The sequence below is a fragment of the Mesorhizobium sp. P2_F7 genome, from assembly GCF_056403695.1.
The window spans coordinates 573,987-599,043 of record NZ_JBFUFA010000003.1 but is presented as its reverse complement, the minus strand read 5'-3'; the positions used below and the strand labels follow the sequence as shown (position 1 = coordinate 599,043).

The 25,057-nt window shown below is 63.2% G+C and carries 27 protein-coding genes and 1 pseudogene; 11 read left to right on the top strand and 17 right to left on the bottom strand.

Going from position 1 to position 25,057, the window contains the following annotated elements; genetic code table 11:
• Nucleotides 1-42: 42 nt before the first annotated feature.
• From AC1DZ8_RS12690 to AC1DZ8_RS12680, 3 genes and pseudogenes are all read right to left on the bottom strand, one after another.
• On the bottom strand, nt 43-435 hold the full coding sequence (locus tag AC1DZ8_RS12690; protein WP_477310107.1) for a RidA family protein: 393 nt from the start codon (nt 433-435) through the stop codon (nt 43-45).
• Nucleotides 436-661: 226 nt separating this feature from the next.
• Nucleotides 662-1,125 (bottom strand): annotated as a pseudogene (locus tag AC1DZ8_RS12685) (cupin domain-containing protein).
• Nucleotides 1,126-1,396: 271 nt separating this feature from the next.
• Complete coding sequence (locus tag AC1DZ8_RS12680; RefSeq protein ID WP_477310130.1) at nt 1,397-2,134, bottom strand: DUF899 family protein; 738 nt, start codon at nt 2,132-2,134, stop codon at nt 1,397-1,399.
• A 158-nt stretch (nt 2,135-2,292) separates the two neighbouring features.
• Between AC1DZ8_RS12680 and AC1DZ8_RS12675 the strand changes: the two genes are divergently transcribed.
• Nucleotides 2,293-2,637, top strand: a complete 345-nt coding sequence (locus AC1DZ8_RS12675) for a hypothetical protein (RefSeq protein WP_477310109.1) — start codon at nt 2,293-2,295, stop codon at nt 2,635-2,637.
• A 201-nt stretch (nt 2,638-2,838) separates the two neighbouring features.
• On the opposite strand, the gene AC1DZ8_RS12670 is transcribed toward AC1DZ8_RS12675, so the two are convergent.
• The gene (locus AC1DZ8_RS12670) at nt 2,839-3,327 is read right to left on the bottom strand and encodes a GNAT family N-acetyltransferase (RefSeq protein WP_477400966.1); all 489 of its coding nucleotides are present in this window, start codon (nt 3,325-3,327) and stop codon (nt 2,839-2,841) included.
• A 5-nt stretch (nt 3,328-3,332) separates the two neighbouring features.
• Nucleotides 3,333-4,268 (bottom strand): transglycosylase SLT domain-containing protein, encoded by a 936-nt coding sequence (locus AC1DZ8_RS12665; protein ID WP_477310113.1) that lies wholly within the window; start codon nt 4,266-4,268, stop codon nt 3,333-3,335.
• A 178-nt stretch (nt 4,269-4,446) separates the two neighbouring features.
• Between AC1DZ8_RS12665 and AC1DZ8_RS12660 the strand changes: the two genes are divergently transcribed.
• On the top strand, nt 4,447-5,028 hold the full coding sequence (locus AC1DZ8_RS12660) for a methylated-DNA--[protein]-cysteine S-methyltransferase (RefSeq protein ID WP_477310115.1): 582 nt from the start codon (nt 4,447-4,449) through the stop codon (nt 5,026-5,028).
• A 164-nt stretch (nt 5,029-5,192) separates the two neighbouring features.
• Here the strand turns inward: AC1DZ8_RS12660 and AC1DZ8_RS12655 are convergent, their stop codons facing one another.
• A complete protein-coding gene (locus AC1DZ8_RS12655; RefSeq protein ID WP_477310132.1) occupies nt 5,193-5,519 on the bottom strand; it encodes a hypothetical protein in 327 nt (108 codons plus the stop codon).
• Between the two features lie 298 nt (nt 5,520-5,817).
• Here AC1DZ8_RS12655 and AC1DZ8_RS12650 point away from each other — a divergent pair, with 298 nt between their 5' ends.
• Nucleotides 5,818-6,030, top strand: a complete 213-nt coding sequence (locus AC1DZ8_RS12650; protein WP_015316174.1) for a cold-shock protein — start codon at nt 5,818-5,820, stop codon at nt 6,028-6,030.
• Nucleotides 6,031-6,460: 430 nt separating this feature from the next.
• Here the strand turns inward: AC1DZ8_RS12650 and AC1DZ8_RS12645 are convergent, their stop codons facing one another.
• Both AC1DZ8_RS12645 and AC1DZ8_RS12640 read right to left on the bottom strand, forming a co-directional pair.
• Nucleotides 6,461-7,321, bottom strand: coding sequence for an EAL domain-containing protein (locus tag AC1DZ8_RS12645; protein WP_477310118.1), 861 nt, complete (start codon nt 7,319-7,321; stop codon nt 6,461-6,463).
• The gene (locus tag AC1DZ8_RS12640) at nt 7,318-8,211 is read right to left on the bottom strand and encodes an EAL domain-containing protein (protein WP_477310120.1); all 894 of its coding nucleotides are present in this window, start codon (nt 8,209-8,211) and stop codon (nt 7,318-7,320) included. Before AC1DZ8_RS12640 ends, AC1DZ8_RS12645 begins: the two co-directional genes overlap by 4 nt.
• Before the next feature lie 276 nt (nt 8,212-8,487).
• Between AC1DZ8_RS12640 and AC1DZ8_RS12635 the strand changes: the two genes are divergently transcribed.
• Entirely contained in the window at nt 8,488-9,690 is a 1,203-nt protein-coding gene (locus tag AC1DZ8_RS12635) for a pyridoxal phosphate-dependent aminotransferase (RefSeq protein WP_477310122.1), read from the top strand.
• An 89-nt stretch (nt 9,691-9,779) separates the two neighbouring features.
• On the opposite strand, the gene AC1DZ8_RS12630 is transcribed toward AC1DZ8_RS12635, so the two are convergent.
• Nucleotides 9,780-10,175: a (R)-mandelonitrile lyase gene (locus tag AC1DZ8_RS12630; protein WP_477310124.1), complete on the bottom strand. Its 396-nt coding sequence runs from the start codon at nt 10,173-10,175 to the stop codon at nt 9,780-9,782.
• 36 nt (nt 10,176-10,211) lie between these two features.
• On the bottom strand, nt 10,212-10,763 hold the full coding sequence (locus AC1DZ8_RS12625; protein WP_477400963.1) for a methyltransferase family protein: 552 nt from the start codon (nt 10,761-10,763) through the stop codon (nt 10,212-10,214).
• Between the two features lie 148 nt (nt 10,764-10,911).
• Between AC1DZ8_RS12625 and AC1DZ8_RS12620 the strand changes: the two genes are divergently transcribed.
• The 3 genes from AC1DZ8_RS12620 (at nt 10,912) to AC1DZ8_RS12610 (ending at nt 15,391) form a co-directional block, all read left to right on the top strand.
• A complete protein-coding gene (locus AC1DZ8_RS12620; RefSeq protein WP_477400961.1) occupies nt 10,912-11,769 on the top strand; it encodes an alpha/beta fold hydrolase in 858 nt (285 codons plus the stop codon).
• A 247-nt stretch (nt 11,770-12,016) separates the two neighbouring features.
• On the top strand, nt 12,017-14,068 hold the full coding sequence (locus tag AC1DZ8_RS12615; RefSeq protein ID WP_477302963.1) for an elongation factor G: 2,052 nt from the start codon (nt 12,017-12,019) through the stop codon (nt 14,066-14,068).
• Between the two features lie 825 nt (nt 14,069-14,893).
• Entirely contained in the window at nt 14,894-15,391 is a 498-nt protein-coding gene (locus AC1DZ8_RS12610; RefSeq protein WP_477302965.1) for a methyltransferase family protein, read from the top strand.
• A 31-nt stretch (nt 15,392-15,422) separates the two neighbouring features.
• On the opposite strand, the gene AC1DZ8_RS12605 is transcribed toward AC1DZ8_RS12610, so the two are convergent.
• A complete protein-coding gene (locus tag AC1DZ8_RS12605; RefSeq protein WP_477400959.1) occupies nt 15,423-16,319 on the bottom strand; it encodes a LysR family transcriptional regulator in 897 nt (298 codons plus the stop codon).
• 80 nt (nt 16,320-16,399) lie between these two features.
• Nucleotides 16,400-17,374, bottom strand: coding sequence for a thioredoxin-disulfide reductase (gene trxB / locus AC1DZ8_RS12600; RefSeq protein ID WP_477302967.1), 975 nt, complete (start codon nt 17,372-17,374; stop codon nt 16,400-16,402).
• Between the two features lie 257 nt (nt 17,375-17,631).
• On the opposite strand from trxB, the gene AC1DZ8_RS12595 reads away from it, so the two are divergent.
• Nucleotides 17,632-18,102, top strand: a complete 471-nt coding sequence (locus AC1DZ8_RS12595) for an Lrp/AsnC family transcriptional regulator (RefSeq protein WP_454585545.1) — start codon at nt 17,632-17,634, stop codon at nt 18,100-18,102.
• Here the strand turns inward: AC1DZ8_RS12595 and AC1DZ8_RS12590 are convergent.
• The 5 genes from AC1DZ8_RS12590 to AC1DZ8_RS12570 all read right to left on the bottom strand — a co-directional run bounded on the left by AC1DZ8_RS12590 (nt 18,099) and on the right by AC1DZ8_RS12570 (nt 22,007).
• The gene (locus AC1DZ8_RS12590; RefSeq protein WP_477302969.1) at nt 18,099-18,755 is read right to left on the bottom strand and encodes a D-glycero-alpha-D-manno-heptose-1,7-bisphosphate 7-phosphatase; all 657 of its coding nucleotides are present in this window, start codon (nt 18,753-18,755) and stop codon (nt 18,099-18,101) included. The two genes, AC1DZ8_RS12595 and AC1DZ8_RS12590, sit on opposite strands and share 4 nt — an antisense overlap.
• Nucleotides 18,748-19,320 (bottom strand): D-sedoheptulose-7-phosphate isomerase, encoded by a 573-nt coding sequence (locus AC1DZ8_RS12585; protein ID WP_477302971.1) that lies wholly within the window; start codon nt 19,318-19,320, stop codon nt 18,748-18,750. The genes AC1DZ8_RS12590 and AC1DZ8_RS12585 overlap by 8 nt, the downstream gene beginning before the upstream one ends.
• Before the next feature lie 8 nt (nt 19,321-19,328).
• Complete coding sequence (gene rfaE1 / locus AC1DZ8_RS12580; RefSeq protein WP_477302973.1) at nt 19,329-20,822, bottom strand: D-glycero-beta-D-manno-heptose-7-phosphate kinase; 1,494 nt, start codon at nt 20,820-20,822, stop codon at nt 19,329-19,331.
• A 123-nt stretch (nt 20,823-20,945) separates the two neighbouring features.
• Nucleotides 20,946-21,578, bottom strand: coding sequence for a LysE family translocator (locus AC1DZ8_RS12575; protein ID WP_477302975.1), 633 nt, complete (start codon nt 21,576-21,578; stop codon nt 20,946-20,948).
• Between the two features lie 192 nt (nt 21,579-21,770).
• Nucleotides 21,771-22,007: a type II toxin-antitoxin system Phd/YefM family antitoxin gene (locus AC1DZ8_RS12570; protein WP_477302977.1), complete on the bottom strand. Its 237-nt coding sequence runs from the start codon at nt 22,005-22,007 to the stop codon at nt 21,771-21,773.
• Nucleotides 22,008-22,147: 140 nt separating this feature from the next.
• Between AC1DZ8_RS12570 and rfaD the strand changes: the two genes are divergently transcribed.
• Genes rfaD through waaC form a run of 3 tightly spaced genes read left to right on the top strand, consistent with a single transcriptional unit; the run spans nt 22,148 to nt 25,049 of the window.
• The gene (gene rfaD / locus AC1DZ8_RS12565; protein WP_477302979.1) at nt 22,148-23,098 is read left to right on the top strand and encodes an ADP-glyceromanno-heptose 6-epimerase; all 951 of its coding nucleotides are present in this window, start codon (nt 22,148-22,150) and stop codon (nt 23,096-23,098) included.
• A complete protein-coding gene (gene waaF / locus AC1DZ8_RS12560; RefSeq protein ID WP_477302981.1) occupies nt 23,071-24,078 on the top strand; it encodes a lipopolysaccharide heptosyltransferase II in 1,008 nt (335 codons plus the stop codon). Before rfaD ends, waaF begins: the two co-directional genes overlap by 28 nt.
• Nucleotides 24,075-25,049 carry a lipopolysaccharide heptosyltransferase I gene (gene waaC / locus AC1DZ8_RS12555; protein WP_477302983.1) on the top strand — a complete coding sequence of 325 codons (975 nt, stop codon included), beginning with the start codon at nt 24,075-24,077 and terminating at the stop codon, nt 25,047-25,049. The genes waaF and waaC overlap by 4 nt, the downstream gene beginning before the upstream one ends.
• Nucleotides 25,050-25,057 lie beyond the last annotated feature (8 nt).

Here is a 25,057-nt window from a genome sequence, read left to right as displayed (position 1 = left end):
GCGCGCCCGGCCGAACGCCAGCGCCGAGCCATGGTCCAGAGCTCACCCCACCGCCACACACTCGATCTCGATATCGAATTCCATCGGCCATGACGCCACCGGCACGAAGGTCCGCGATGGCGGGTTTTCCGGGAAATGCCGGGCATAGACGCGGTTGATGGCGTTGTAGAAGCCGGCATTGGCGGCGTAGATGCGCACCATCAGCACGTTTTCCAGTGAGCTTCCCGCTGCTTCCAGGCAGTGTTTCAGCGCCTTTAGCGATGCCTCGGTCTGCACCTCGATGTCGCCCTTGACCAGTTTGCCGGTCAAGAGATCGAGCGGCGGCGTGCCGGAGACGAAGACCAGCCCCGCCCCTTTGGTCACCAGCGACAGCGGCACGCCAAGCGCCCGCACTGCAGCCGACAGCACCGGCACTTCGATGATTTCCTTGGGCATGATGGATCTCCTTTGGTTGGGAGCGAGCCTATCGCGGCGGCGGAGGAACGCCAGCGGCGTTCTTCCCTTCTCCCTTGTGGGAGAAGGTGGATCGGCGCGATAGCGCCGAGACGGATGAGGGGTGTTCCAGGAAACACCAACGCCTCACTCCGCTGGAACACCCCTCATCCGTCGCCTTCGGCGACACCTTCTCCCACAAGGGGAGAAGGAAAGGCCGGCGCCTCGCTCACCCCTGCCCTGGATACGGCATGCCGTCCTTGTGCAGGAACCGCCCATCCGAACTCGGGCTCATCATGTCGATGTCAGAGCAGGTGATGACATCGTCGGGGTTCCGCGAGCCGACTTCGAGATAGCGCGCGGTCGCCGAGGAGCGGTTGATCATGTGATGGCCGTTGCCGCTGTTCTTGGCGAAGGTCGCGCAGTCGCCTGCCTTGAGCAGCGTCTCGCCGCCATCCTCGACCAGCACCAGTTCGCCTTCCAGCACATAGACGAGCTCGTCCTCATGGCTGTGCCAGTGGCGCTGGCTCGACCATCCACCGGGCGGAGTGTCATCAGGTTGACGCCGAAATCGCCGAGGCCGCCCGCATCGCCCAGGCGCTGGCGCGTGCGGTTGGCGCATGGGGCGTCGAAGGGCGCGGGGTAGCCCGAGCCTTTGCGCACGGGCACGGTGGACAGGTCGATCTTGGGCATGGCTGCCTCCAAAGTTCTGCATCGCATTGTAAATTATAGCTGCCGCCGAAGCGCGCTTTACCTTCTCCCCCTGTGAGAGAAGGTGGCCTCGCGAAGCGAGGTCGGATGAGGGGTGTTCCAGCTTGGCGATACGCCCGTGTTACAACCGCCTCATCCGCACAGAGAAGGCGACAATCGCCACCGTCTCATTCCTTCCAGCACCCCTCATCCGTCTCGGCGCTGCGCGCCGATCCACCTTCTCCCACAAGGGGAGAAGGTGAAGCCGCCACCCTCAATGACAACACCCATATTGCAGCTGCTCGTGCCAATCCGGCCGCCCTTCCGGCGTGAAATCCATCAAATTCCACAGGATCTCGCAGGGACCGAGGGCGCGGGGGTCCTGGCCGGGATCCGTTGGCGCGAAGCCGAGCTCGGACGACCAGAAATGCCTGATGCCGTCTCCATCGCGGTGAAACACCGACATCAGCGGCAGCTGCGCACCGTCATCGGCCTCGGCGTGGTAGTCGCGCTTGAAGGTATTGCCGGCGGAGGAAACGAACCGGATGTTCCTCCAGCCGCGGTCGCGGCCGAGCGCAACCATGTTTTCCAGCGCGGTCTTGGCCACCACGGCGAAGTTGAAGCCGGCGCCTTCGAGATGGCCGATGGCGCCGTCGAGCTGATCGAGCAGTGCCGTGCAGGACGGGCAAGGCTGGTCCTTCCTTGCCAGCTTCGCGGTTTCGCCGCTTGCCGCCACATCACGCGTTTCCTGCGGATGGCGCGGAAACATCATGTTGTAGAGGAGAAGCGAATCCTTGCCCGGTTCAAACAACTCCGACAGTTTTATCCGCGCCGGCCTGCCGTCCGCATCCAGCCCATCGAAGACATAATCCTGCGGAACCAGCCCGCCCGGCGGCAAAGCGCGCCTGGCGACAGCCACGGCCTCCATGGCGCGGCGCAATTCTAGTTCCTTCTGCAGGAGTTTTTCGCGGGCGGTGCGATATCTGGCGGATTCGTTGGGGAAGGTGATCATGATCGTCTCCTTGGCGTCGCGCGGCGTCCCGGCGCGGATTGCTCTACGGCCCAAGGACGTTTCACTGCGATCGGTTCCGACATTTTTGATCCGGGAAACGGGCCCGCCTTGCCGTATTCTTCCTGTCAGCTAGATCTCTGTGGATCAGGGGAGCACACATGCACGAGCAGAACGCCGAAGAGATCGACCTGCGTTGCCCGCAGATCGTCGCCGACAACGCAGCCAGGGGCCTCAGGCTGCGCAAGCAGTTCGGCCGCGGCGGTACCGAGATCGGCGTCGCCCGTGCCACCGAATTGAAGAACCGCGAAAAGCTGGCGCCCTCCACCATCCGCCGCATGGTCAGCTATTTCGCCCGCCACGAGGTCGACAAGCGCGGCAAGAACTATGGCAATGAAGACAATCCGTCGGCCGGCCATATCGCCTGGCTGTTGTGGGGCGGCGATGAGGGCCGCGCCTGGGCGCTCGATCTCAAAAAGAAGATCGGCAACGCTCCTGATATTTGAAGGCTGGCAGTAAACGACTGGCGGGCCCCAAACCCCCGCCTGGGACCCGCCAAGGAGTGGCTGAACACATGCCGGTGCAGCCCCTCCACATCAGCCAGTCGTCGATCCGCCATCGGTCGAAAGGCATGGATGCTGAAGTAGCATCCGGTTGCAGCGGCCTATGTGAAGCAGTTCACAAATCGAAGGATTTCAACAGCCGTTCTAGCCCTCCCAAGGGACTTGAATCATTCCCAGCCGCTCGTAGAGCCTGAGCGCGGCGGCGTTCTCGACCGTGTTGGTCTTGAGGTCGACATGGGCAGCGCCTCGATCGCGAAAGGCGTTGAAAGCCTGCCACATCAGCGCTTCGCCAATGCCTTTGCCGCGCGCCTCGGGGTGAACGGCGAGGTCCTTGACGAAGGCTCTCGTCCAGCACAGCGCTGCCGCCGCCAGCCTTCCCTTGGCGTCGATGACCAGGAAACACAGCGCCGGGTCGAATTCGGCATCGCTGGAGATACGCGGCCACCATTCGTCGAACGGTCCGTCGGTGCCGTCGTCGAACACCTCGGTCAAAAGCGCATGCAAGGGCAGTGCGTCACCGTGTTCGAAGCAGCGCATGGCAAAACCGTCCGGCCAATGCGGTGCAACGAGTGTCTCGTCGAGGATCTTGCGCAGCCGGATGTCGTTTGGAGCCGGCGGGCGCGGTTCAGGCATAGCGCTCAGGCGTCGGGCTGCAGCCGGCGGCGCTTGCGGTCGACGCCGAGGCCGGTGGCCTCGAGCAGGCCCTTGCGCTTGGCGTCGAAATAATAGCCGGTCTGGTAGAGCCAATCGGCCTTCTTGGCGTTGCCGTCGGCACACAACCAGGCGCCGCGCAGATATTTGACCGCGTACTTCAGATTGGTCTCGGCGTCGAAGAGGCCCTTGGCCGGCCCATCATAGCCCATGCCGCGCGCCGTCGCGTGCTTGATCTGCATCAGGCCCCAATGGCCGTTATTGTAAGCCTTGGGATTGTAGGTGCTTTCGCGGTTGACGACATGGCGCACCAGATCGACCGGCACCTCGTAGAGTGCGGCGTATTTCTGGATCAGCTGGTCGATGTCGCCGCGCATGCCGGTCGTACGCTCTTCTGCTGGCGCGGAGCTGAGCGGGGCGGCCGGGAACTGCACCAGGGCAGCCGGATTCTGCGGCCCGACATAGGCCACCTGCTGCACGCCGGGCAAGGTTTTCTGGCCGCCTGCGGCAGTCGCCGGCATGACAAGCCCGGCGGTCGTGTATGTCTCAGCAGTGACTGGCTGCCCGGCTTTGGCCGGCGCCGGCGCCTGCCAGGCATTGGCGGTCATTGCCGCGGGCATGGCTGCCACGGTCGGCGTCGCGCCGGCAAAGGCCGCGGTTGTAACAACCGGCTGCGCGGCGGCATCGAGCGCTGGTGTGGCAGGTGTCACTTCGGTCACCTGGACGGGCGATATGCCCGAGGATTGCGGCAGCACCGAAACCGTGTCGGGCAGCGGCACCGTGAAGCCGGCATCGCTGCCGGCGGCAGTCGCGGTTTCAGTCGGCGCAGGCGTAGCCTTCACCTGCGAAGTCGATTGGCAGCCGCTGAGTGCGGCCGCACCGACGATCACGCAGATCGCAATAAGGTTGAATTTTGCTGGCAAGCCGCGGGGGTCCGGTTTGTCGGGTTGTTAAGAAGTCCTTACACCAGCGATTCCTGGTGAGCAATCGGGGCCATCTGGTGGTTTTCGGGTGGCGAGAGCTGGGCCCAGATGCCATATTGTTCTGCATATGTACCGGTCGGTATGCCGGTTTTCGCCACTTTGCGGAAAGGAACGCATCATGGAAACGACATCTTCGATCACAGCCGGCCACGCAGTGTTAGAAACAGTGATCGGCTTCATGGGCATCGCCTGGAGCGAAAAGGGCCTGATCCGGCTCTGCCTGCCCGAAAAGAGCCGCGAAGCGGTGGAGCGCCGGCTGATGCGCCATGCCGGCGTCGCAGCCAATACGACCGCCAACATTGGGCAGCCGCAATGGGTCGTCGAACTCATCGCCTCAATCAAGGCCTACGCCTCAGGTGAGGACGTCGATTTCTCCGACGTGCCGGTCGATCTGGATGGCGTCGACGACTTCCGCCTGGCCATCTACGACGCGGCGCGAAAACTCGGTTATGGCGAAACAACCACCTATGGCGAACTGGCCAAGCGCGCCGGCCAACCCGGCCTGCCGCGCGAAACCGGCGCAGCGCTTGGCGCCAACCCGGTGCCGCTGGTCATCCCCTGTCACCGCATCCTGGCCGCGGGCGGCAAGATCGGCGGCTTCTCGGCGCCCGGCGGCTCGACCACCAAGGAAAAGATGCTGGCCATGGAAGGCGTGCGCGTCGGCCCGCCACCCCCGGCGCAGGTCTCGTTCGGGTTCTAAGAGCTTGAAATGGTATGCCGGCTGGGTATGTTGAGATTCAGGTCAGGCCGCGCCGAGAACTATGGTCTTCGAGAACCGGAGCGGAGCGTACTTAATGTACGTGAGCACCGGAAGCGCAGAAGACCATCGTTCGCAGGCCGGCCTCACCTGAATATCAATATGCCCTAATGACGGCGCAGGAAGCGGCGATGAAAATGGTCGTTCTCGATCCGCTTGCAGAGATAGACCGGGCAGGATTTCGTATCGGCGCTCGGCACATAGGCGCGCTTCCTGACCTCGCCGAAATTGCAGAACGCCTGGCTCTGCACATAGCGGTCGAAGAGCGGCAGGCCCGGCACCCGCGTCGACTGGTAGCGCAGAATCACCGCACCCTGGCGGGCGATCGTGCCTTGCACCCTGTCGCAGCTCATATGGGTGGGGTCGTAGCGCGAAATCGCCTGCGCCTCGGCCGCCGCCAGCGTCAGGCAGGCGGCAAGCAGAATGGTTTTCACTATCGCTTTCATGGTCGTCTCCCAAAACCGGACTAACGCCGCGCAGCGTGCCGATCTTCCCGATTGCTCAACGCTTTCATGCGATTGGGGCGGCCTTTGGGCGGCGCCACGGCGTCGCCTTTTTTCGAGCCATCTTGTTTTTGGTGCAAAACCCGCCTATATCAGGTCCATTGATATTTCGGCCGATCGATCCGGGCCTCGCGATCTTCGCGTTTGCTGACGTCTATCTCCAAAATCTCGATACACACCGGCTGAACCTCGGTTCGGTCAAACCAAAGCAAATGCGAGGACTATTCATATGGCAACTGGTACGGTCAAGTGGTTCAATGCCACCAAGGGCTTCGGCTTCATTCAGCCTGATTCGGGCGGCGCGGACGTTTTCGTCCACATCTCCGCTGTCGAGCGCGCTGGACTGTCGACCCTGGTCGAAGGCCAGAAAATCAACTTCGAGATCGAGCAGGACCGCCGCACTGGCAAGTCGTCCGCTGGTTCTCTGAGCAAGGCAGCCTGATTTTGCAAACAGCGCGCGCCGAACGAGAGTTCGGGGCGCGCGGCAAGTCACGGATGTACTGACAGTCGCGCGAGAAGCGCGCTGGAGCGGAGAGACCCGATCAGCTGGATCAGCAGATAGCTGCCAGCCCGGACTTGAAGCTCCCGATCAGGCTACCGAAAATGGGAAGGCGGGATTTATCCCGCCTTTTTGTTTGTCTGGGGTTAGCATCCTTCCCCCCCCGTTTGCGGGGAGTTGAGGAGTGGTCCGCGAAGCGGACGAAAAGCCAATTGCTTGGCTTTTCGAATGACGAACGCCCGGCAGGGCGATGAGGGGCAGCGCCACCTCATCAGAACTCCCCATCACCAGACCAATTTATGGAAAGCCGGCGCCGCCCCTCATCTGGCTGCCGCCATCTTCCCCCCGTGAACGGGGAGAAGGACGCTAATCATCAGCGCCGCAGATGCAACGGCACCACCTTGTTGTCAGCGCCCAGCAGCGCCTCGATCGACAGTGGCTGCCGGTTGAGGAGCGTACCCGCCAGCGCCGGGCGCCCGAGGTGATACCCCTGCAGCAGGTCAACACCACCATCTAGCGCGACGCGCAGATGCACGGATTGCTCGATGCCTTCGACCAACACCTTCGCGCCGCGATCGTGCAGCGACGAGACAAGCGGCCGGAAGAAACGCTCGGCAGCAGTGTGGCGGCAGAATTCGGCGAACCAGCCGCCGTCGATCTTGACGATATCCGGTTGAAGCAGGTTCATCCGCTCCGCGGTCGAATGGCCGGTGCCGAAATCGTCGATGGCGATGCGAACGCCGTGGCGCCGCATCTCGCGCACCAGCGGGGCCAGCACATGATCGTCGGCGGCCTGCTCGGTGATTTCGCAGACCAGCATGCCGGTGTGCAGGTCGAGATCGCCGAGATGCCGGGTCATCAGCCGGATCTCGGCCAGCGCACGCCCGAGATGATCGTTGATCATCGGGTTGTAGTTGAAGAACAGGTCGAGCCCTTCGACGCCGATGTTGCGGAAATTTCTCAGATGCAGCATCCGGCACATCGTCTCGACAAACAGCCGGTCGGCCGCCGCGACGCTGTCGAAGAACACGGCCGGCGCAACCGGCATGGCCGCGCGGTGCGGTTCGATCAGCGCCTCGACCGCGACCGCGGCCAGCGCTCCACCGCGTGGCGCAAAGATCGGCTGGTAGGCGCTCTTCAGCCGAAACGCGCCATGGACGCCATATTCGATGCCCACCTCGTCGGCAAAGATCGCTTCTGCGACGTCACGCCGCCGCTCGCGGTGCCCGGTCATGGCCCGATCCTGCGCCCGAACACCCTGCCCGGCCGCGCTGCAGCGGTCCGCCCGACAGGCGCCTTGACTGGCTCGGCCGCCGCGCCAGGTGCCTGTGCATCCTTGCCGAAAACGCGAAAGCTGGTCGGCGCCAGTTCCGGCTTCGCCAGCACGAAACCCTGCACCATCGAGGCGCCCGATTTCTCGGCCAGTTCAAGCTGCCAGCCCTCCTCGATGCCCTCGAACACGGTGCGGATGCCTTGCTGTTCGAAGTTCGTCACCATGGTGGTCAACAGGGCAAAGCCGGCGCCGGACTCCATCAGCTGCGTGATCCAGTGCGCATCGAATTTGACGATGTCTGGCTTGAGTTCCTTGATGCGGTTGATGTCGGATTCATCGGCGCCGTAGTCATCGACAGCGATGCGGAAGCCATTGGCCCGCAGCGCCTCGACGAAGCTGTAAAGCGTTTCCTGTGACGCCGACTTCTGCTCGGTCACCTCGCACACGATGCGGCGCGGATCGATCCCGGCCTCGTGCAGCACCAGCCGCATGTCGCGCAGCGCGTTGTCGGCGATGGAACGCTCGGTAAACACCGACGGGTCGAAATTGATGAAGATCGAGGCCTCTTGCGGCAGGCAGGCGCCGGCGTTGAGCAAATGCAGCGTGCGCGTCAGCGCCTCGATATGCAGGCGGTCGCCGGCCGGACAGGTCGAGAAGAAATTCATCGGCGATTGCGGCTCGCCGTCGCGGAACGGCCGGATCAGCCCCTCGAACGCCACCACCGACAATTTGCCCTCTTTGAAGGCAAAGATCGGCTGGAAGGCGCTTTGCAGCGTATAGATGCCCCAGACACCTGAAGAGGTGCCGTCATCGTTGCGGATGGTGTGGGCAAGCCCGATGCTGCGCGACAAGGGTCCCTCGCTCCGCGAGACAGGCGAAATGGCTGGCGATCCTGCCGTCAAAGGTTTTAGCGGCCGTTGATGAATTTATTCTTGCCGCGGACGCGCTCTGTGGATTGCTTCACACGAACGAGGTGTAATCCCGGCGCAGGCGGTGTTCCAAAGCCGATCTTCACAGGTCCTTGACCCTTGGCTCATCCGACAATGCTTGCACTTGGCGGGTTGATGCGACATGAGAAGCGCCGCAGCTGTTCCCGGCTGCGCCGACCCCTTTGGAGATATCTGGTCATGGCCTTTCTTGCCGACGCCCTTTCCCGCGTGAAGCCTTCCGCCACCATCGCGGTGACGCAGAAAGCCCGCGAGCTGAAAAATGCCGGCCGTGACATTATCGGCCTCGGCGCCGGCGAACCGGATTTCGATACGCCAGACAACATCAAGAATGCGGCGATCGAGGCGATCCGCCGTGGTGAGACCAAGTACCCGCCGGTTTCGGGCATCGTGCCGCTGCGCGAGGCGATCGCCAAAAAGTTCAAGCGCGAGAACAATCTCGACTACAAGCCCGAGCAGACCATCGTCGGCACCGGCGGCAAGCAGATCCTGTTCAATGCTTTCATGGCGACGCTGAACCCGGGCGACGAGGTCATCATCCCCCGCCCCTATTGGGTCAGCTACCCCGAAATGGTGGCGATCTGCGGCGGCACATCGGTGTTTGCCGACACCTCGATCGACAATGGTTTCAAGCTGACGCCGGCTGTGCTGGAAAAGGCGATCACGCCGAAGACCAAATGGCTGCTGATGAACTCGCCGTCCAACCCGTCGGGCGCCGCCTATACGGAGGCCGAGCTGCGCGCTCTGGCCGATGTGCTCTTGAAGCATCCGCACGTCTGGACGCTGACCGACGACATGTACGAGCACCTGACCTATGGCGACTTCGTCTTCAGGACCATCGCCGAGGTCGAGCCGAAACTTTATGAGCGCACGCTGACCATGAACGGCGTGTCGAAAGCCTATGCCATGACCGGCTGGCGCATCGGCTATGCGGCGGGTCCGGTACAGCTGATCAAGGCCATGGACATGATCCAGGGCCAGCAGACCTCCGGCGCCTGCACCATCGCGCAATGGGCGTCGGTCGAGGCACTCAACGGTCCGCAGGATTTCGTCGCCAAGAACAAGGCGATCTTCCAAGGGCGACGCGATCTCGTCGTGTCGATGCTCAACCAGGCGCGCGGCATTACATGCCCGTCGCCGGAAGGCGCCTTCTACGTTTATCCGTCCTGCGCACAGCTGATCGGCAAGAAGACCAAGGCCGGTAAGGTCATCGACACCGACGAAGCCTTCTGCTCGGAACTGCTCGAGGCCGAGGGCGTCGCGGTGGTGTTCGGCTCGGCCTTCGGCCTCGGCCCCAACTTCCGCATCTCCTACGCCACGTCGGAGACGCTGCTGGAGGAAGCCTGCACGCGCATCCAGCGCTTTACCGCGTCGCTGACCTGATCAGGCCAGCCTGAAACAGAAAACCCGGCGTCATCGCCGGGTTTTTTGTTGGCGCCTCACGCCTCTTGCTCCGGCATAGCCGGTGGCGCTCAGCCGCCATATTGTTCCGGGGTCACCGCTTCCATCCAATCGGCATGGACGCCATCCAGCGCTTCCTGCATGGCGACATGGGTCATCGTCGTCTTCGGACCCGCGCCGTGCCAGTGCTTTTCGCCGGGTTCGAACGAGATGACGTCACCGGCCCTGATCTCTTGGATCGGCCCGCCCCATGTCTGCGCAAGGCCGGCGCCCGCGGTGACATAGAGCGTCTGGCCAAGCGGATGCGTGTGCCAGTGGGTGCGTGCGCCGGGCTCGAAGCTGACCAGCGTAGCCCTGAGCCGCGCCGGCGCTTCCTTCTCGATAATCGGCGTCTGCAGCACTCGGCCGGTGAAATACTTGTCCGGCGCGATGATGGTCGGCACGCTGCCGCAGGCAATGATCTTCATCTGGCGATCCTCAATCCGGCAAAACCTTGCCCCTGCCTACCACCCCAGCCGCGGCCAGAACAGGCCGGCACGCCCACGATAGGCCTTGTACGAGTCGGCAAGCGGCGTGCGCGAAAATTTCTTCTCTTCGTCCAGCGCCGCAAACACGTAGAGGATGGCGATCCCGGCGACCGGCACCACCGCCCAGATCGACCAGGTCGCGATCCCCCATCCGATCCAGAAGACGATGTAGGACGTGTAGAAGGGGTGGCGGACATAGCCATAGGGGCCGTCGGTGAGCAGGCTGTGCGGATTGTCGGGTGCGAAGGCGAAGCGCAGCCGCGCCTTGCGCGACGTGACAATCGCCCACCAGAACAGGGCAGAACTCGCCAGTTCGATGGCAAGTCCGGTGAGTTTTGCCGAAACCGGCTGCGACTGGATCCACAGTATGGCGAGAAAGAACAGCGCCGTGGCGACGACCGCTGCCGATATCGCCATGGCGCCTGGAGACATGGCCTGCGGTTGGAAATGCGCCCGCATCGACCAGACATATTGGCCAAGCGTCGCGATGCTGCAGATCGAGACAAGAAGATCGAGGACTGGTTCCATTGTCGAGATTCCGCGGTGGTTGCCATGCAGCCGGTGGGCACGCCGACTGTCGATTTCCAGAAATCCTTTCTTAACCACATGTTTAAAGAACATATAGAGCCCCCGATGCGATGTTGGCCTTCAGGCAAATCTGAGGGTCTAATCCAGCATGAGCGTCACTGACCGCACCATCCGCACGCCGCAGGCCGATTTGCGCCTCAGCCAGTCGTCGGGTTCCGGCATGCCCATCGTCATGATCCATGGCTCGGGCGCCTCGCGCGCCGTGTTTGCCCGCCAGTTCGACAGTCCGCTCGCCGATACCCACCGCCTGATCGCCTTCGATCTTCCTGGCCATGGCGATTCTTCCGATGCCCGCGACCCGGCTGCCGCCTATACGATTACCGGTCTCGCGCAGACGACGGCCCGCCTTCTCGACGCGCTGGGCATCGACCGCGCCATCGTCTTCGGCTGGTCGCTCGGCGGCCATGTGGCGATCGAACTTGCCAGCTTCCACCATGCGGTGAACGGTCTGGTGCTGACCGGGGCGCCGCCGGTGTCGCGAGGACCGCTCGGAATGCTGCGCGGCTTTCACGCAAACTGGGACATGCTGCTCGCCTCCAAGAAGGTCTACTCGGAACGCGACATCGAGCGCTTTGAGGCGCTTTGCTTCGGCGACACCGCAAGTCCGTCTTTCCGCGAAGCCATAAGGCGCACCGACGGCAGGCTGCGTGCGGGCGTGGCGCGCAGCATGTTTGCCGGCAAGGGCGCCGACCAGAAACAGGTGGTGGAACACGCCCCGTTCCCGGTTGCGGTGATCAACGGAGAGCATGATCCGCTGGTACGGCTGAGCTACTTCGAGACGGTGGCCTACGCCTCGCTATGGGAGCAGTGCCATATCATACCAGGCGCCGGCCATGCGCCCTTCTGGGAACGCCCGGACCTGTTCAACCCGCTGTTGTCGCGCTACGCCGAGACGGTGGTGAGGCAGACCGCAGCCACGCCGGCGCGCCGCACCCAGGCTGGCTGAAAATCTCCCGACGGTTTCTGATCCAGGCTCTGGCCCTGTCCGCCTGGACGGCGGCGCATTTCTATTTTCCTTGCCCTGTCGCCTAACCCGTGGGACGATGGGTTTGGGCAGGTGGCTAAATGAAAACAACCCCGCCCGCGACGGTCGAACAGGCCGGCCGCCGCTCACGACAGGGTGCGATCGGCGCAAAACCGTTTCCACTTTTGCTGATCGTACTCCAAGGCCAACGCCTGAGTGGAGGTCAGCCATGGGTACTCGCGCCGGAGGACGACGCACGGGACCGAAATGCATTGCCATAGTCGGTCCCTTTGCAAGCGGTAAGACGACACTTCTCGAAGCCATCCTCGCCCGTACGGGCGCCATCCCCCGCCAAAATCCCGTTTCATCGGGAAGCACAGTTTCGGATCATTCGCCCGAGGCGCGGGCGCACGCAATGAGCGTCGAGGCGACCTTTGCCACCACCGAATTCATGGGCGAGCAGATCACCTTCGTCGACTGTCCCGGCTCGATCGAATTCTCCTTCGAGGCCGAGCCGGTGCTGGCCGCTTGCGACCTCGCCGTGGTCGTCGCCGAGGCCGACGAGAAGAAGATCCCCGCCTTGCAGCTCATCATGCGCAAGCTCGACGATCTCGGCGTGCCGCGCATCCTGTTCCTTAACAAGGTCGACAAGGCGATTGCCGGCGTGCGCGACACGCTGAAGATGTTGCAGCCGACGAGCGCGGCGCCGCTGCTGCTGCGCCAGATTCCGCTGCGCAAGGACAATGTGGTGATCGGTTCGATCGACCTGGCGCTGGAGCGCGCCTACATCTACCGCGAATATGCCGAAAGCCAGGTCGCCGAGATTCCGGGCGACGAAAAGGCGCGCGAGCTGGAAGCCCGCTTCTCGATGCTGGAGACGCTCGCCGATCATGACGACCAGCTTATGGAGCAGTTGCTGGAGGAGATCGAGCCGCCCAAGGACGCGGTCTTCGACGACCTTTCCGCCGACCTGCGCGCCGGCACGATAACGCCCGTGCTGATCGGCACCGCCGAAAAGGGCAATGGCGTGCTGCGCCTGCTGAAGGCGATCCGCCATGACGCGCCGGATGTCGAGGCGACGCGCAAGCGGCTCGGCGTCCCGGACGGCAACCAGACCGTGGTCCAGGTGATGAAGACCATCCACACCGCGCATGGCGGCAAACTGTCGGTGTCGCGCGTGCTCTCCGGCCAGGTCGCCGATGCCGCCGAGCTTTATTTGTCCAACGGCGAGACAGCGAAGGTCTCCGGCATCTACAAGATGCTCGGCAAGGACCAGTCCAAGCTCACTGCCGCCAAGGCCGGCGACACGGTGGCGCTGGGCAAGCTGGACGAGGTCAAGACCGGCGAGACATTGAGCTCCACCAAGGGCGGCATCAAGCCGCTGCTGACGCTCACGCCGCCGCAGCCGGTCTTTGCCTTTGCCCTGCGGCCCAAGGAGCGCAAGGACGAGGTCAAGATGTCGGCCGCCATCCAGCGCCTGGCTGAGGAAGATCCCTCGCTCAGCCTGCGCCACAACCAGGACTCGGCAGAGACCGTTCTGTCCGGCCATGGCGAGATGCATCTGCGGGTCGTGCGCGAGCGGCTGGAAGGCAAGAACCAGATCCCGGTCGAAGGCCATGCCCCTGCCGTTCCGTATCGCGAGACCATCCGCAAGACGGTGCAGCAGCGCGGCCGCCACAAGAAGCAGTCGGGCGGCCATGGCCAGTTCGGCGATGTGGTGATCGAGATCAAGCCGCTGCCGCGTGGCTCCGGCTTCCAGTTCTCGGACACCATCACCGGCGGCGTCGTGCCCAAGACTTACATCCAGTCGGTCGAGACCGGCGTTCGCGACTATCTGAAATCCGGCCCGCTCGGGTTCCCTGTGGTCGATGTCGCCGTCAACCTCTCCGACGGCTCCTACCATGCCGTCGATTCCTCCGACATGGCCTTCCAGATGGCGGCCAAGCTGGCGATGAAGGAAGGCATGGCGGCGTGCTCGCCGGTGCTGCTCGAACCGGTGATGAAGGTCGAGATCGTCACGCCATCCGAAGCTACGTCGAAGATCATTGCGCTGATCCCGCAAAGGCGCGGCCAAATCCTCGGCTACGACGCGCGGCCAGACTGGCCGGGATGGGATGTCGTCGAGGCGACCATGCCGCAGGCCGAGATCGGCGATCTGATCATCGAACTGCGCTCGGCGACCGCCGGCGTCGCCAGCTACCGCTGCGCCTTCGATCATATGGCCGAGCTTACCGGACGGTTGGCCGACGAGGCGATGAACTCCAACGGCAAGGCTGCCTAGAGCAATTCCAGGAAAAGTGTGAAGCGGTTTTCCGTCCGGAATTGCGTAGAACAAAAGGCTGAGCGGTCGCCGTTTTCTTGAAACGGCGCACCGCTCCAGCCCGCGCCTGATCCGCACAAAAAACGGCGCCCGGATGATCCGGACGCCGCTCCTATTGCGGACCGTCTTCTTGGGAGGAAAACGGCAGGTCCGCCGCATGTATCCGCCGCGCCTGGCGGCACTGGCAGACGAATAGGTTCGGACGCGGTAGCCGCCTGAGCCCGGGTCTTCCGAGTGATGCCCCCATCTCCCGGACGAACCACACCGCGTCCTGTGATCTGCTTAAACGATGAATCGCGCTTGCGACATGTTACCTGAGGTTACATGTCACTGTTACGCGGCAATTCTGACCAGTTTTTTCACCGGCTGCGGCAGGCCTGAAAACAAAAAAGCCGGATCAACGAAGATCCGGATGAGTTTGATTGGAAGTGCCTGTTAGGGCTAACCTCCAGAGGGGAACACTCGAGGGCGCTAATGGGAGGAGAACGCGCCCAGGAGATGATCTATATATGTGCTCATCATGCCTAAGAAACAAGCATCTATTTTGCAACACACGCATGCAAAAAGGCATAGGCTGTGGTCTAACCCATTTTAGAGCCCGATAGGACCAGAAAGAACCTTCAAACGGCCTGTGCGACCAGCCCATTGCTGTCACAGAACCGTAACACGACCCGATTTTGCGCCGAAGCGCGAAAACGCCAAATGACACGGAATCAGGCAGAGCGCGTTTATTTTTGCGGCAGCGGCCAGAATCGGAACGCCGGCCGCTGGCAAGGGAGACCTGAAATGCGAACACCGCAGGCGATCGCCGGCAGCGCGGTCTTCTTCATCGTAGCGCCTTGCGTCGTCGCCGGTGTGGTGCCCTGGCTGCTGACGGACCACTACCGCCTGCCGCTGTCGACTGTGCCCGGTTTCGTTCCGCTCGGCTGGCTTCTGATCGTCGCGGCCATCGCCCTGCTCGTGCATTCCTTCGCCCGCTTCGCGCTCGAAGGCCTCGGCACGCCGGCACCCGTTGCACCCACCGAGAAGTTGGTGATCGGCGGCGTCTACCGCCATGTCCGCAACCCGATGTATGTCGCCGTGCTGTCGATCATCCTCGCCCAGGCGCTGCTGTTTTCGAGCTGGAGCCTCGTCGCCTATGCCGTCATCGGCGGGGTCGTCATGAGTTCCTTCGTCAGGTTCTACGAAGAGCCGACGCTGGCCAGCCGCTACGGCGCCGAGTACGAGACCTACCGACGCAACGTCCCCGGGTGGCTGCCACGGCTGACGCCGTGGCGGGGGTAAGCCGAGGAACAAGTAGTGCCGCAGGCCTGTTTTAGAACGACCAACTGCGCGCCTTGGCGATGATGAAATCGCGAAACACGTGCAGCTTGGCCTGGTTCTTCATCGCATCGGGATAGGCGAAATAGGTGTCGAAGGACGGCACCTCGGTTTCTGGCAAAAGCTGCACCAGATCCGACTCCTTGGAGATCACATAGTCGGGCAGCATGGCGATGCCGGCGCCGCCCTGCACGGCGCGCTTGATCGACAAGATGTCGTTGATCTGCAGCGTCGGCACCCTTTGCCCGCCTTCGAAATCACCGATCGTCTCCAGCCAGTTCAGCTCCGACAGATGCGACGGCACCGGCACGCCGAAAGTGACGATGCGATGGTTCTTCAGGTCGGCGACCGAGGACGGCTTGCCGTGCTTGCCGACATAGGCCGGCGAGGCATAGAGGTGGAAATGCACGGTGAACAGGCGGCGCTGGATCAGGTCGGGCTGCTGCGGCTGGCGCAGCCGGATCGCGCAATCCGCCTGGCGCATGGTGAGGTCGAGTTCCTCATTGGCGAGAATCAGCTGCAGGCTGATTTCGGGATAGAGTTCGATGAACTCCTGCACCCGCTCGGTCAGCCAACCGGCGCCGAGGCCCACCGTGGTCGTCACCCGGAGCACGCCGGACGGCCGGTCCTTGGCCTCGGTCAGCCGCGACTTGATGGTCTCCAGCTTCATCAGCACGTCATGCGCCGTGCGAAACAGCATCTCGCCCTGCTCGGTCAGCACCAGGCCGCGGGCATGGCGATTGAACAGCGGCACGCCGACATCATGTTCGAGCGCGCTGACCTGGCGTGAAATCGCCGATTGCGACAGATGCAATGTCTCGGCGGCATGGGTGAACGACCCAGCCTCCGCCGCTGCGTGAAACACGCGAAGCTTGTCCCAGTCCAACGCCATTGAGTTCCCCTCGTTCTGTTTTTGGCGTCTGAATGAAAAATCAGGCTTTTGAACGGCTTGCTCTGCCGTCTTGATAGATTTTATTCCGCCGCTTCGCGGTGCACCTCGATGCCGGCCAGGTACTTTTCCGCCTCAAGCGCGGCCATGCAGCCGAGCCCGGCGGCGGTCACCGCCTGGCGGTAGATGTCGTCGGTCACGTCACCGGCGGCGAACACGCCGGGCACGTCGGTGCGGGTCGAATTAGGCGCCGTCCACAGATAGCCGTTCGGCTTCTGCTTCAGCTTGCCGACAAACAGCTCCACCGCCGGCGCATGGCCGATCGCCACGAACACGCCGTCGACCTTGAGATGGCTGATCTCGCCGGTCACCGCATTTTTAAGCTTCAGCCCTTCGACCGAAGGCGGCATCGGCGTCTTGCCGGGCCGGCCGGTGATCTCGTCGACGATCGTGTCCCAGATGATGCGGACATTGTCCTTCTTCAGCAGCCGCTCACGCAGGATGCGCTCGGCGCGGAAATCGTTGCGGCGATGGATGACGGTCACGCTCTTGGCCAGATTGGAGAGGTAGAGCGCCTCCTCCACCGCCGAATTGCCGCCGCCGATCACCGCGACATCCTTGCCGCGGTAGAAGAAGCCATCGCAGGTGGCGCAGGCCGACACGCCGAAGCCCATGAAGGTCTGCTCGGTCGGGATGCCCAGCCACTTCGCCTGCGCGCCGGTGGCGATGATCAGCGCGTCCGCCGTGTAGGTGGTGCCGGAATCGCCCTTGGCTCGGAACGGCCGCACGTTGAGATCGACCTCGGTGATGATGTCGTTGATGATGTCGGTGCCGACATGCTCGGCCTGCTTCAGCATCTGTTCCATCAGCCACGGACCCTGGATCGGATCGGCGAAGCCGGGATAATTTTCGACATCGGTGGTGATCATCAGCTGGCCGCCCTGCTGCAGGCCGGCGACGAGCATCGGCTTCAGCATGGCGCGCGCGGCATAGACCGCGGCGGTATAACCGGCTGGACCGGAACCGATGATGAGGACTGGCGCGTGCTTGGTGGTCATCTAAAGCCTCTGCGGGGCAGACAATCGAGTGTGCCGTGGAAAAAGACGTGAAATGTCGCTGGTACATGTAAGGGTTGCCAACCACGCCAGCAAGACGAACGGGCCGTCGTCCCCGGAAAGCTTCGGCCCACAGGCTTATTCGCGCGATTGCCCCTTTCGTTACCGCCCTAAAATCGCCCGACCAAGGGCTGGCATCGACACAAAAGTCGTTTAATGACGAGATCGCGAAAGATTCTTGCGTTTAAGCTGAGACAGCCATGCCCCTGAAAGCCGACCTCGACGCCATCGACTGGAAGATTCTGCGCGAGCTTCAGGCCGATGGGCGAATGACCAATGTCGAACTGTCGAGCCGTGTCGGCATTTCCGCCCCGCCTTGCCTGCGCCGTGTCCGGCGGCTGGAGGAAACCGGCATCATCCGTGGCTATCGCGCTCTGCTCAACGCCCCGGCGCTCGGCATGGACGTCGTCGCCTTTTGCCTGATCGGCCTGCACCACCAGGCCGATGCCGAGCTCAAGACCTTCGCCGAGCGCACCCGCGGCTGGCCGATCGTGCGCGATGCCTGGATGGTATCGGGCGAATCCGACTTTCTGCTGCATTGCGTGGCAAGCGACCTCGGCACGTTCCAGACCTTCGTCATCGAGCAGCTGGCCTCGGCGCCCAATGTCGACACGGTGCGCACCGCACTCACCATCCGCCGCGTCAAGGATGAGGGGCTGGTGGCGTTCTAAGCCACGCCCAGGCCTGCGATTACGTCGCACAGTCTGCGGTAATCATTGCCCGTCATCAGCTTGCGCGTCGTGAAACTGCCGTCCGGGGCCGTTTTGTTGAACCTGCCGCCGACCAGCCAGCCTTCCACCAGCCCGGCCCTTCGACCCGCCTCCATGTCGTCAGCCTTGTCGCCGACGATGATCGATCGGCCAACGTCCACTCCAAGCAGATCACGAGCACGCAAAAGCATGCCTGGATTGGGCTTGCGCATCGGATGATCGCCTATCGCCAGTTCACCCGTGCCGCTTGAATGGTAGGCACAGGCAAACACCATATCGATATGACATTGGTCAGCTTCGAGAAGTGCAAGCAGCCGGCTATTCACGGCGGCGAATTCAGGCCAACCGAAGTAGCCGCGCGCGATGCCCGACTGGTTCGACACAATAATTGCGGGAAGGCCGGCCAGATTGGCCGTTCGGATCACCGGTAGTATTTCCGGCCGCAGCACGATGTCAGCGGGATCGTCAGGATAGCCGGTATCGACATTGATGGTGCCGTCGCGGTCGAGGAACAGTGCCGGTATGTTGGTTGGAAACACTCGCGAACCGACCCGCTCGACCCAGAGGCCGGGCTCGGCCAGCGGATACGAGCCGGTGGCGCCGGTGTCAGCCATCGCTGAGACGCGCTTCGACCACTTCGCACAGATAATGATAGAGGCACAGATGCCCCTGCTGGATGATCGGCGTCGAGGTCGAGGGCACGTTGAGCAGGATGTCTGTAAGCGGCGCAAGCTTGCCGCCGGTGTCGCCGGTCAGGCTGACCACCGTCATGTCCATCATCCGCGCCTGCTCGGCGGCGGCAAGGATGCTCGGCGAATTGCCGCTGGTCGAGATCGCCAAAAGCACGCCGCCGGCCGCCCCATGCGCTTCGACCTGGCGCGAAAACACCGTGTCGAAGCCGTAATCATTGCCCCAGGCGGTCAGCATCCCGGCATTGGCCGGCAGCGCGATGACATTGTAAGCCTTGCGCTCTTTCAGGAAACGGCCGACCAGTTCGGTGGCGATGTGGATGGCGTCGCTGGCCGAGCCGCCATTGCCGCAGACCAGCAGTGCCTTGCCGGACGAAAGCGCCGACACCACAGCGCTCACCGCGCGTTCCATCTCATCAGTCAGGTCACGCTCGGCCGTGGCGGTGATCGCGGCCGCCGAGCGGACCAGGTAATCGTTCAGTCCGGACATGAAATCCCTCAGTTGGTGGCGCCGCCGGCGCGCAATTTGCCGATGGTGCCGGTGGTGCTCTTGCCCGCGACGAGGTCGACCAGCACGACGCGACCGCCGGCCTTTTGCACCACATCGGCGCCGACCACGGTCTCGACGGTGTAGTCGGCACCCTTGACTAGAATGTCGGGCAGCAGCGCCTCGATCAGCGCCAGCGGCGTATCCTCTTCGAAGACGACGACGGCATCGACGGAAGCCAGGGCTGCGAGCACGCAGGCGCGGTCATGCTGGTCGTTGACCGGACGCCCCGGCCCTTTCAGCCGCCGCACCGAGGCATCGCTGTTGAGCCCGAGCACCAGCCTGTCGCACTGGCTGCGGGCCGCGTGCAGCAGGCTGACATGGCCGGCATGCAATATGTCGAAACAGCCATTGGTGAAGCCGACGCTGAGGCCCTCGTCCTTCCACGCCCCGACCATGCGCGCCGCCGATGCGGCATCGAGAATGGCGTCCTTGTGCGCGGTCGGGCCATGCGAGCGAAACAGCGCGCCGGTGAGTTCCTCGACGGCGAGCCGCGCCGTGCCGCGTTTGCCCACCACCACGCCGCCGGCGGCGTTGGCGATAGAGGCGGCCATGACGCGGTCAGCGCCCGCGGCCAGGGCCAGCGCGAAGCTCGCGATCACCGTGTCGCCAGCGCCCGACACGTCGAACACTTCGCGCGCCTGGGTGGCGATGTGGCGCGCCTCATCAGACCCGACGACGCTCATGCCCTTTTCGCTGCGGGTGGCGACGACGAAGTCGAAGCCATGCGCGGCGATCAATTCGCGTGCGGCCGCCACGATCTCCTCATCGGCGAAAACCGGATGACCGACCGCTTCGCCGAGCTCCTTGCGGTTGGGCGTGATGGCGGTCGCACCGGCATAGCGTGCATAGTCGCGCCCCTTCGGGTCGACCAGCACCGGTTTTCCCGCCTCGCGGCAGATGGCGATCAGTTCGGCCGCCACACCGTCGAGCAATATGCCCTTGCCGTAGTCGGACAGGATGACGATGTCCGCGTGCGCCAAAGCGGCCCGGAAATGCCGGATCAGGCCTGTCCGCTCCTTGTCGTCGAGCGGCTTGATCTCTTCCTCGTCGAAGCGCAGCACCTGCTGGTTGAGCGCGCTGAAGCGGCTCTTCGACGACGTCATGCGGCCACGCGCCTGCGCCAGGCCAGACGTGTCGGCGCCAAGCTCGCCAAGCATGCGCACCACGTTGTCACCGGCCACATCGGTGCCGATCACCGAGACGGGAATAGCACTGGCGCCCAGCGAAACAATGTTGGCGACGACATTGCCGGCGCCGCCCATCGTCGATGTCTCGCCACGCCCATGCAGAACCGGGATCGGCGCTTCCGGCGAGATACGCTCGATAACGCCGTTGACGAAACGGTCGAGGATGAAGTCGCCGACGACCAGCACGGCGACGTCGCCAAAGCAGGCAATGGCGCGGTGCAAAGGTTCGGGCGAAGGCGGATTGTGCTTGATCATGTCACTGGCAATTTGTGGGAAAGGCCAATCTCAATCGTTCTGAAAATTGTCAATTTACGGGCCGGATCGCTCATGCGCAGCCGATATACCGCAAATCCGCGCAGCGCAACGTCAGGACGGCCGTCAGCTCTTCTGCAGCGCGACATGGACGCCCAGTCCGACCAGCACCGCGCCGCCCGCCCGCTGCATCATGCGCTGCGCCCGGCTGGACCGCTTGAGCCGGCCGATCACCATGCCAGCCAGGAAGACACAGACAATGTCGGCCGAGGAAAACATCAGATTGACGATGGTGCCCAAAACGACGAATTGCAGCCAGACCGGCAACGCTGCCGAGGCATCGATGAACTGCGGCAGGAAGGCCATGAAGAAGATCGCTGTCTTCGGATTGAGCACCTCGACCGTGATGCTCTCGAAAAAGGCGCGGCGTGCAGATTTGCGCTCGATAACGGGCAATGCCGCATCCCCCTCCCCGCGTTTGCGAAACAGCGAAACGCCGAGCCAGATCAGATAGAGCGCGCCGACGAGCTTGACCGCCATGTAGAGCGGCGGCACGGCGTGGAACAGCACTGACAGGCCGGCGGCAGCAGCAAAAACATGGAAATAGCCGCCAAGATGGATGCCGAGCGCCGCCGTCAGCCCCGACCAGCGCCCGCGCGCCATGGTCTGCGCGGCGGCATAGAGCATGGCCGGTCCCGGAATATAGGCGAAGATCGCCGTGGTGGCGAAAAACGCGATGAGCAGTTCGGTCGACGGCATTTTTTGCTCCTGATGATCCGGCGCCCCGGCGGCGCTGAGGTGATTGCAAGGATGAAGAGGTTGGTGCCGCCGGCTTTCCCCGGAAGCACGGCCACGAAGGCGACAGGTCGTGTCTTGCGGCCCTCAGCCTCGCCGTCTTCATGCTGGCGATACCACAGATAAGGATACCGCCAAACGTCGGCGGCAGCGGGTCTATTCACGATCCAACTCTTGAGAGTACTCCTCAAGCATCTCAACATGCTCAGACGGCGCATCCTTCGCCCCATAGGCGTGGCGGCTGTCGTTGACGAAGCGAGCCTCGTAAGCCTCGATGCTCATCAGGACGTATCTCGGCTTGTTGTGACGGGTGATGGAGACGGGCTGCTGACTGGCTGCAGCAAGCACGTCCCCGAGATTCTGTTTCAGATCGGTCGATGGATAGTGTTTCATCGCAAACTCCGTTCTGCACATAATAGACAAAACAGACAAAATAGACAAGAACAGCAATGAGACGGGTGGCCGCCCGCTTCATCGACAGCCCGGCTGGCCTCCCTTATAAGGACCGGAATCGCAAGCAACCAGAGGCCTTCATGATCATCGTCACGGGCGGCGCCGGCATGATCGGCTCCAACATCGTCGCCGCACTCAATGCCGAGGGTCATGACGACATAATCGTCGTCGACGACCTCACCGATGGCCACAAGATCGCCAATCTGGCCGATTTGCAGATAGCCGACTATCTCGACAAGGACGAATTCCTGCCGCGTGTTGAAGCCGGCGGGCTCGGCCGCATCAAGGCCGTGTTCCACCAGGGCGCCTGCTCGACCACCACCGAGTGGAACGGCAAATTCATGATGGATGTGAACTACGCTTACTCGAAGCGCCTGCTGCATGCCTGCTTGTCGCTGCGCGTGCCTTTCCTCTACGCCTCATCGGCCTCCGTCTATGGCGGCGGCTCGGAGTTTCGCGAGGATCCCGCACTCGAGCGGCCGCTCAACGTCTACGCCTATTCGAAGAAACTGTTCGACGACTATGTCCGGCGCACCGTCTTCGATACCGACCATTCGCAGGTCGCCGGTCTGCGCTATTTCAACGTCTACGGGCCGCGCGAGGCGCATAAGGGCGCCATGGCCTCGGTCGCCTTCCATCTGTTCAACCAGGTCGGGCGCGGCGAGAACCCAAAACTGTTCGGCGCCTATGACGGCTTTGGCCCAGGCGAACAGAGCCGCGACTTCATCCATGTCGGCGATGTCGCCGATGTCAATCTTTGGCTATGGAAGCGTGGCGCAAGCGGCATCTTCAATTGCGGCACCGGCCGCGCCCAGCCGTTCCGTGCCATCGCCGAAACCGTCATCGACACGCTGGGTAAGGGCGAGATCGAGTTCATCGAATTCCCCGACCATCTCAAGGGCAGCTACCAGAGTTTTACCCAGGCTGATATGTCCCGCTTGCGCGCAGCCGGCTATAATGGGCAATTCCGCAGCGTGGAAACCGGCGTCAGAGACTATGTCGAATGGCTGAAAGCCCAACGATCCTCGTGATCGGCCCACGCTGGGTGGGCGACATGGTCATGGCGCAGTGCCTGTTCTCGGCGCTGAAGGAACTTCATCCCAACGCCGCCATCGACGTGCTGGCCCCGGCCTGGGCAGCGCCCTTGGTCAAGCGCATGCCTGAACTGCGCCAGCAGATCGATTTCCCGCTGAAACCCGGCGCGCTCGAATTCACCATCCGCCGCCGCTTTGGCCGCCTGCTGCGCGGTCGCTACGACATGGCGTATGTGCTCCCGGGCAGCTGGAAATCGGCGCTGATCCCGTTCTTTGCCCGCATTCCGCGCCGCTTCGGCAATTTGCGCGAAATGCGCTATGGCCTGCTGACCGACATCGTGCCACTGCCCGACAGCGTCAAGCGGCGCACCGCGCAAGCCTATTTCGGTCTTGCCCAGGGCGGACATTTCCGGCCGCCGCGGCTGACCGTCGATGCCGGCAATCAGAAAGAGCTTCTGGCCCGCTTCGATCTGCAGCCGAGAAAATTCATCGCCATGATGCCCGGCGCCGAGTTCGGTCCGGCCAAGCGCTGGCCGAGTGAAAGCTATGCCGGCCTTGCCCGCGAGATGATGGCGAAGGGCTTCAAAGTGGCGCTGTTCGGCTCGAAGAACGATTGCGACGTCACCGCCGAGATTTCGGCGCTCGCACCCGGTGTCGTCGACCTCGCCGGCAAAACGCGGCTGGAAGACGCCATCGACCTGATCGCGGCGGCCAGGCTGGCGGTGTCCAACGACAGCGGGCTGATGCATGTCGCAGCTGCCGTCGGCACGCCGGTCGTTGCCGTCTACGGTTCGACCTCGCCGGAAAACACGCCGCCGCTCGCCAAGCAGCGCGAGCTGATCTGGCTGCATCTGTCCTGCTCGCCCTGCCATCAGAAGGTGTGCCCGCTCGGCCATCTCAACTGCCTGAAGACGCTCGATGTCGCCAAAGTAGCGGCGGCGGCGGACCGATTGCTGGAAGTCCCGGCCGCGGCATGAAGGTGCTGATCGTCAAGACATCGTCGATGGGCGACGTCATCCACACCTTCCCCGCGCTCGAGGATGCGCGCCGCAACCGCCCCGATATTGCCTTCGGCTGGTGCGTCGAAGAGGCGTTTGCCGGCATCGTCGCGCTGCATCCGGGGATCCGAACCATCCACAAGGTGGCGATCCGGCGCTGGCGCAAGCAGCTTTTAGACAGCAGTACCTGGCGCGAGATGGCCGGTCTGCGCCGGAAACTGCACGCCGGCCAGTACGATCTGGTCATCGATGCGCAAGGGTTGTTGAAGTCGGCCTTTGTCGCCATCCAGGCCGGCGCGCCGGTTGCCGGTTTCGACCGCGCAAGTGCTCGTGAGCCTTCGGCAACATTGTTTTACCAGCACAAATACGCCGTGCCGCGCGACTTGCACGCCATTGAACGCACGCGGCGGCTGTTCGGACTGGCGCTCGGCTACGAGCCTGATCTTTCGACGCTGGCATCGGGGATTGTGCCGCCTCCGGGCGGACTGGCCGGCATCGGCGGCAAAACGGCCTTCCTGCTGCACGGCACCAGCCGCGAGGACAAGAAATGGCCAACGGAAGACTGGATCGAAACCGCCCGCCTGCTGGCTGAACGGGGAACGACGCCGGTCACGACTTGGTCGAACGAGCGCGAGAAAGCCGTGGCCGAGGCGATCGCCAGGGCCGTGCCGTCAACCATCGTGGTGCCGAAATCACCGCTGGCGGACATCGCAGCGATCCTTGGCCGCGCGACGCTGGTGATCGGCGCCGACACCGGCCTGACCCACCTCGCCAGCGCCTTTGGCCTGCCGACAGTCGCGGTGTTCCTGGCGACGGAGCCGGGTTTGACCGGCCCACGCGGGCAGTATGCCTCAACGCTGCTGGCCGCATCAGGGCAGCGCCTGGCCCCGGCTGAGGTGGTGGCGGAAGCTGAAAAGCAACTGGCGCTCAAATCACGAGCGCCAGCTTAGAACCTTTC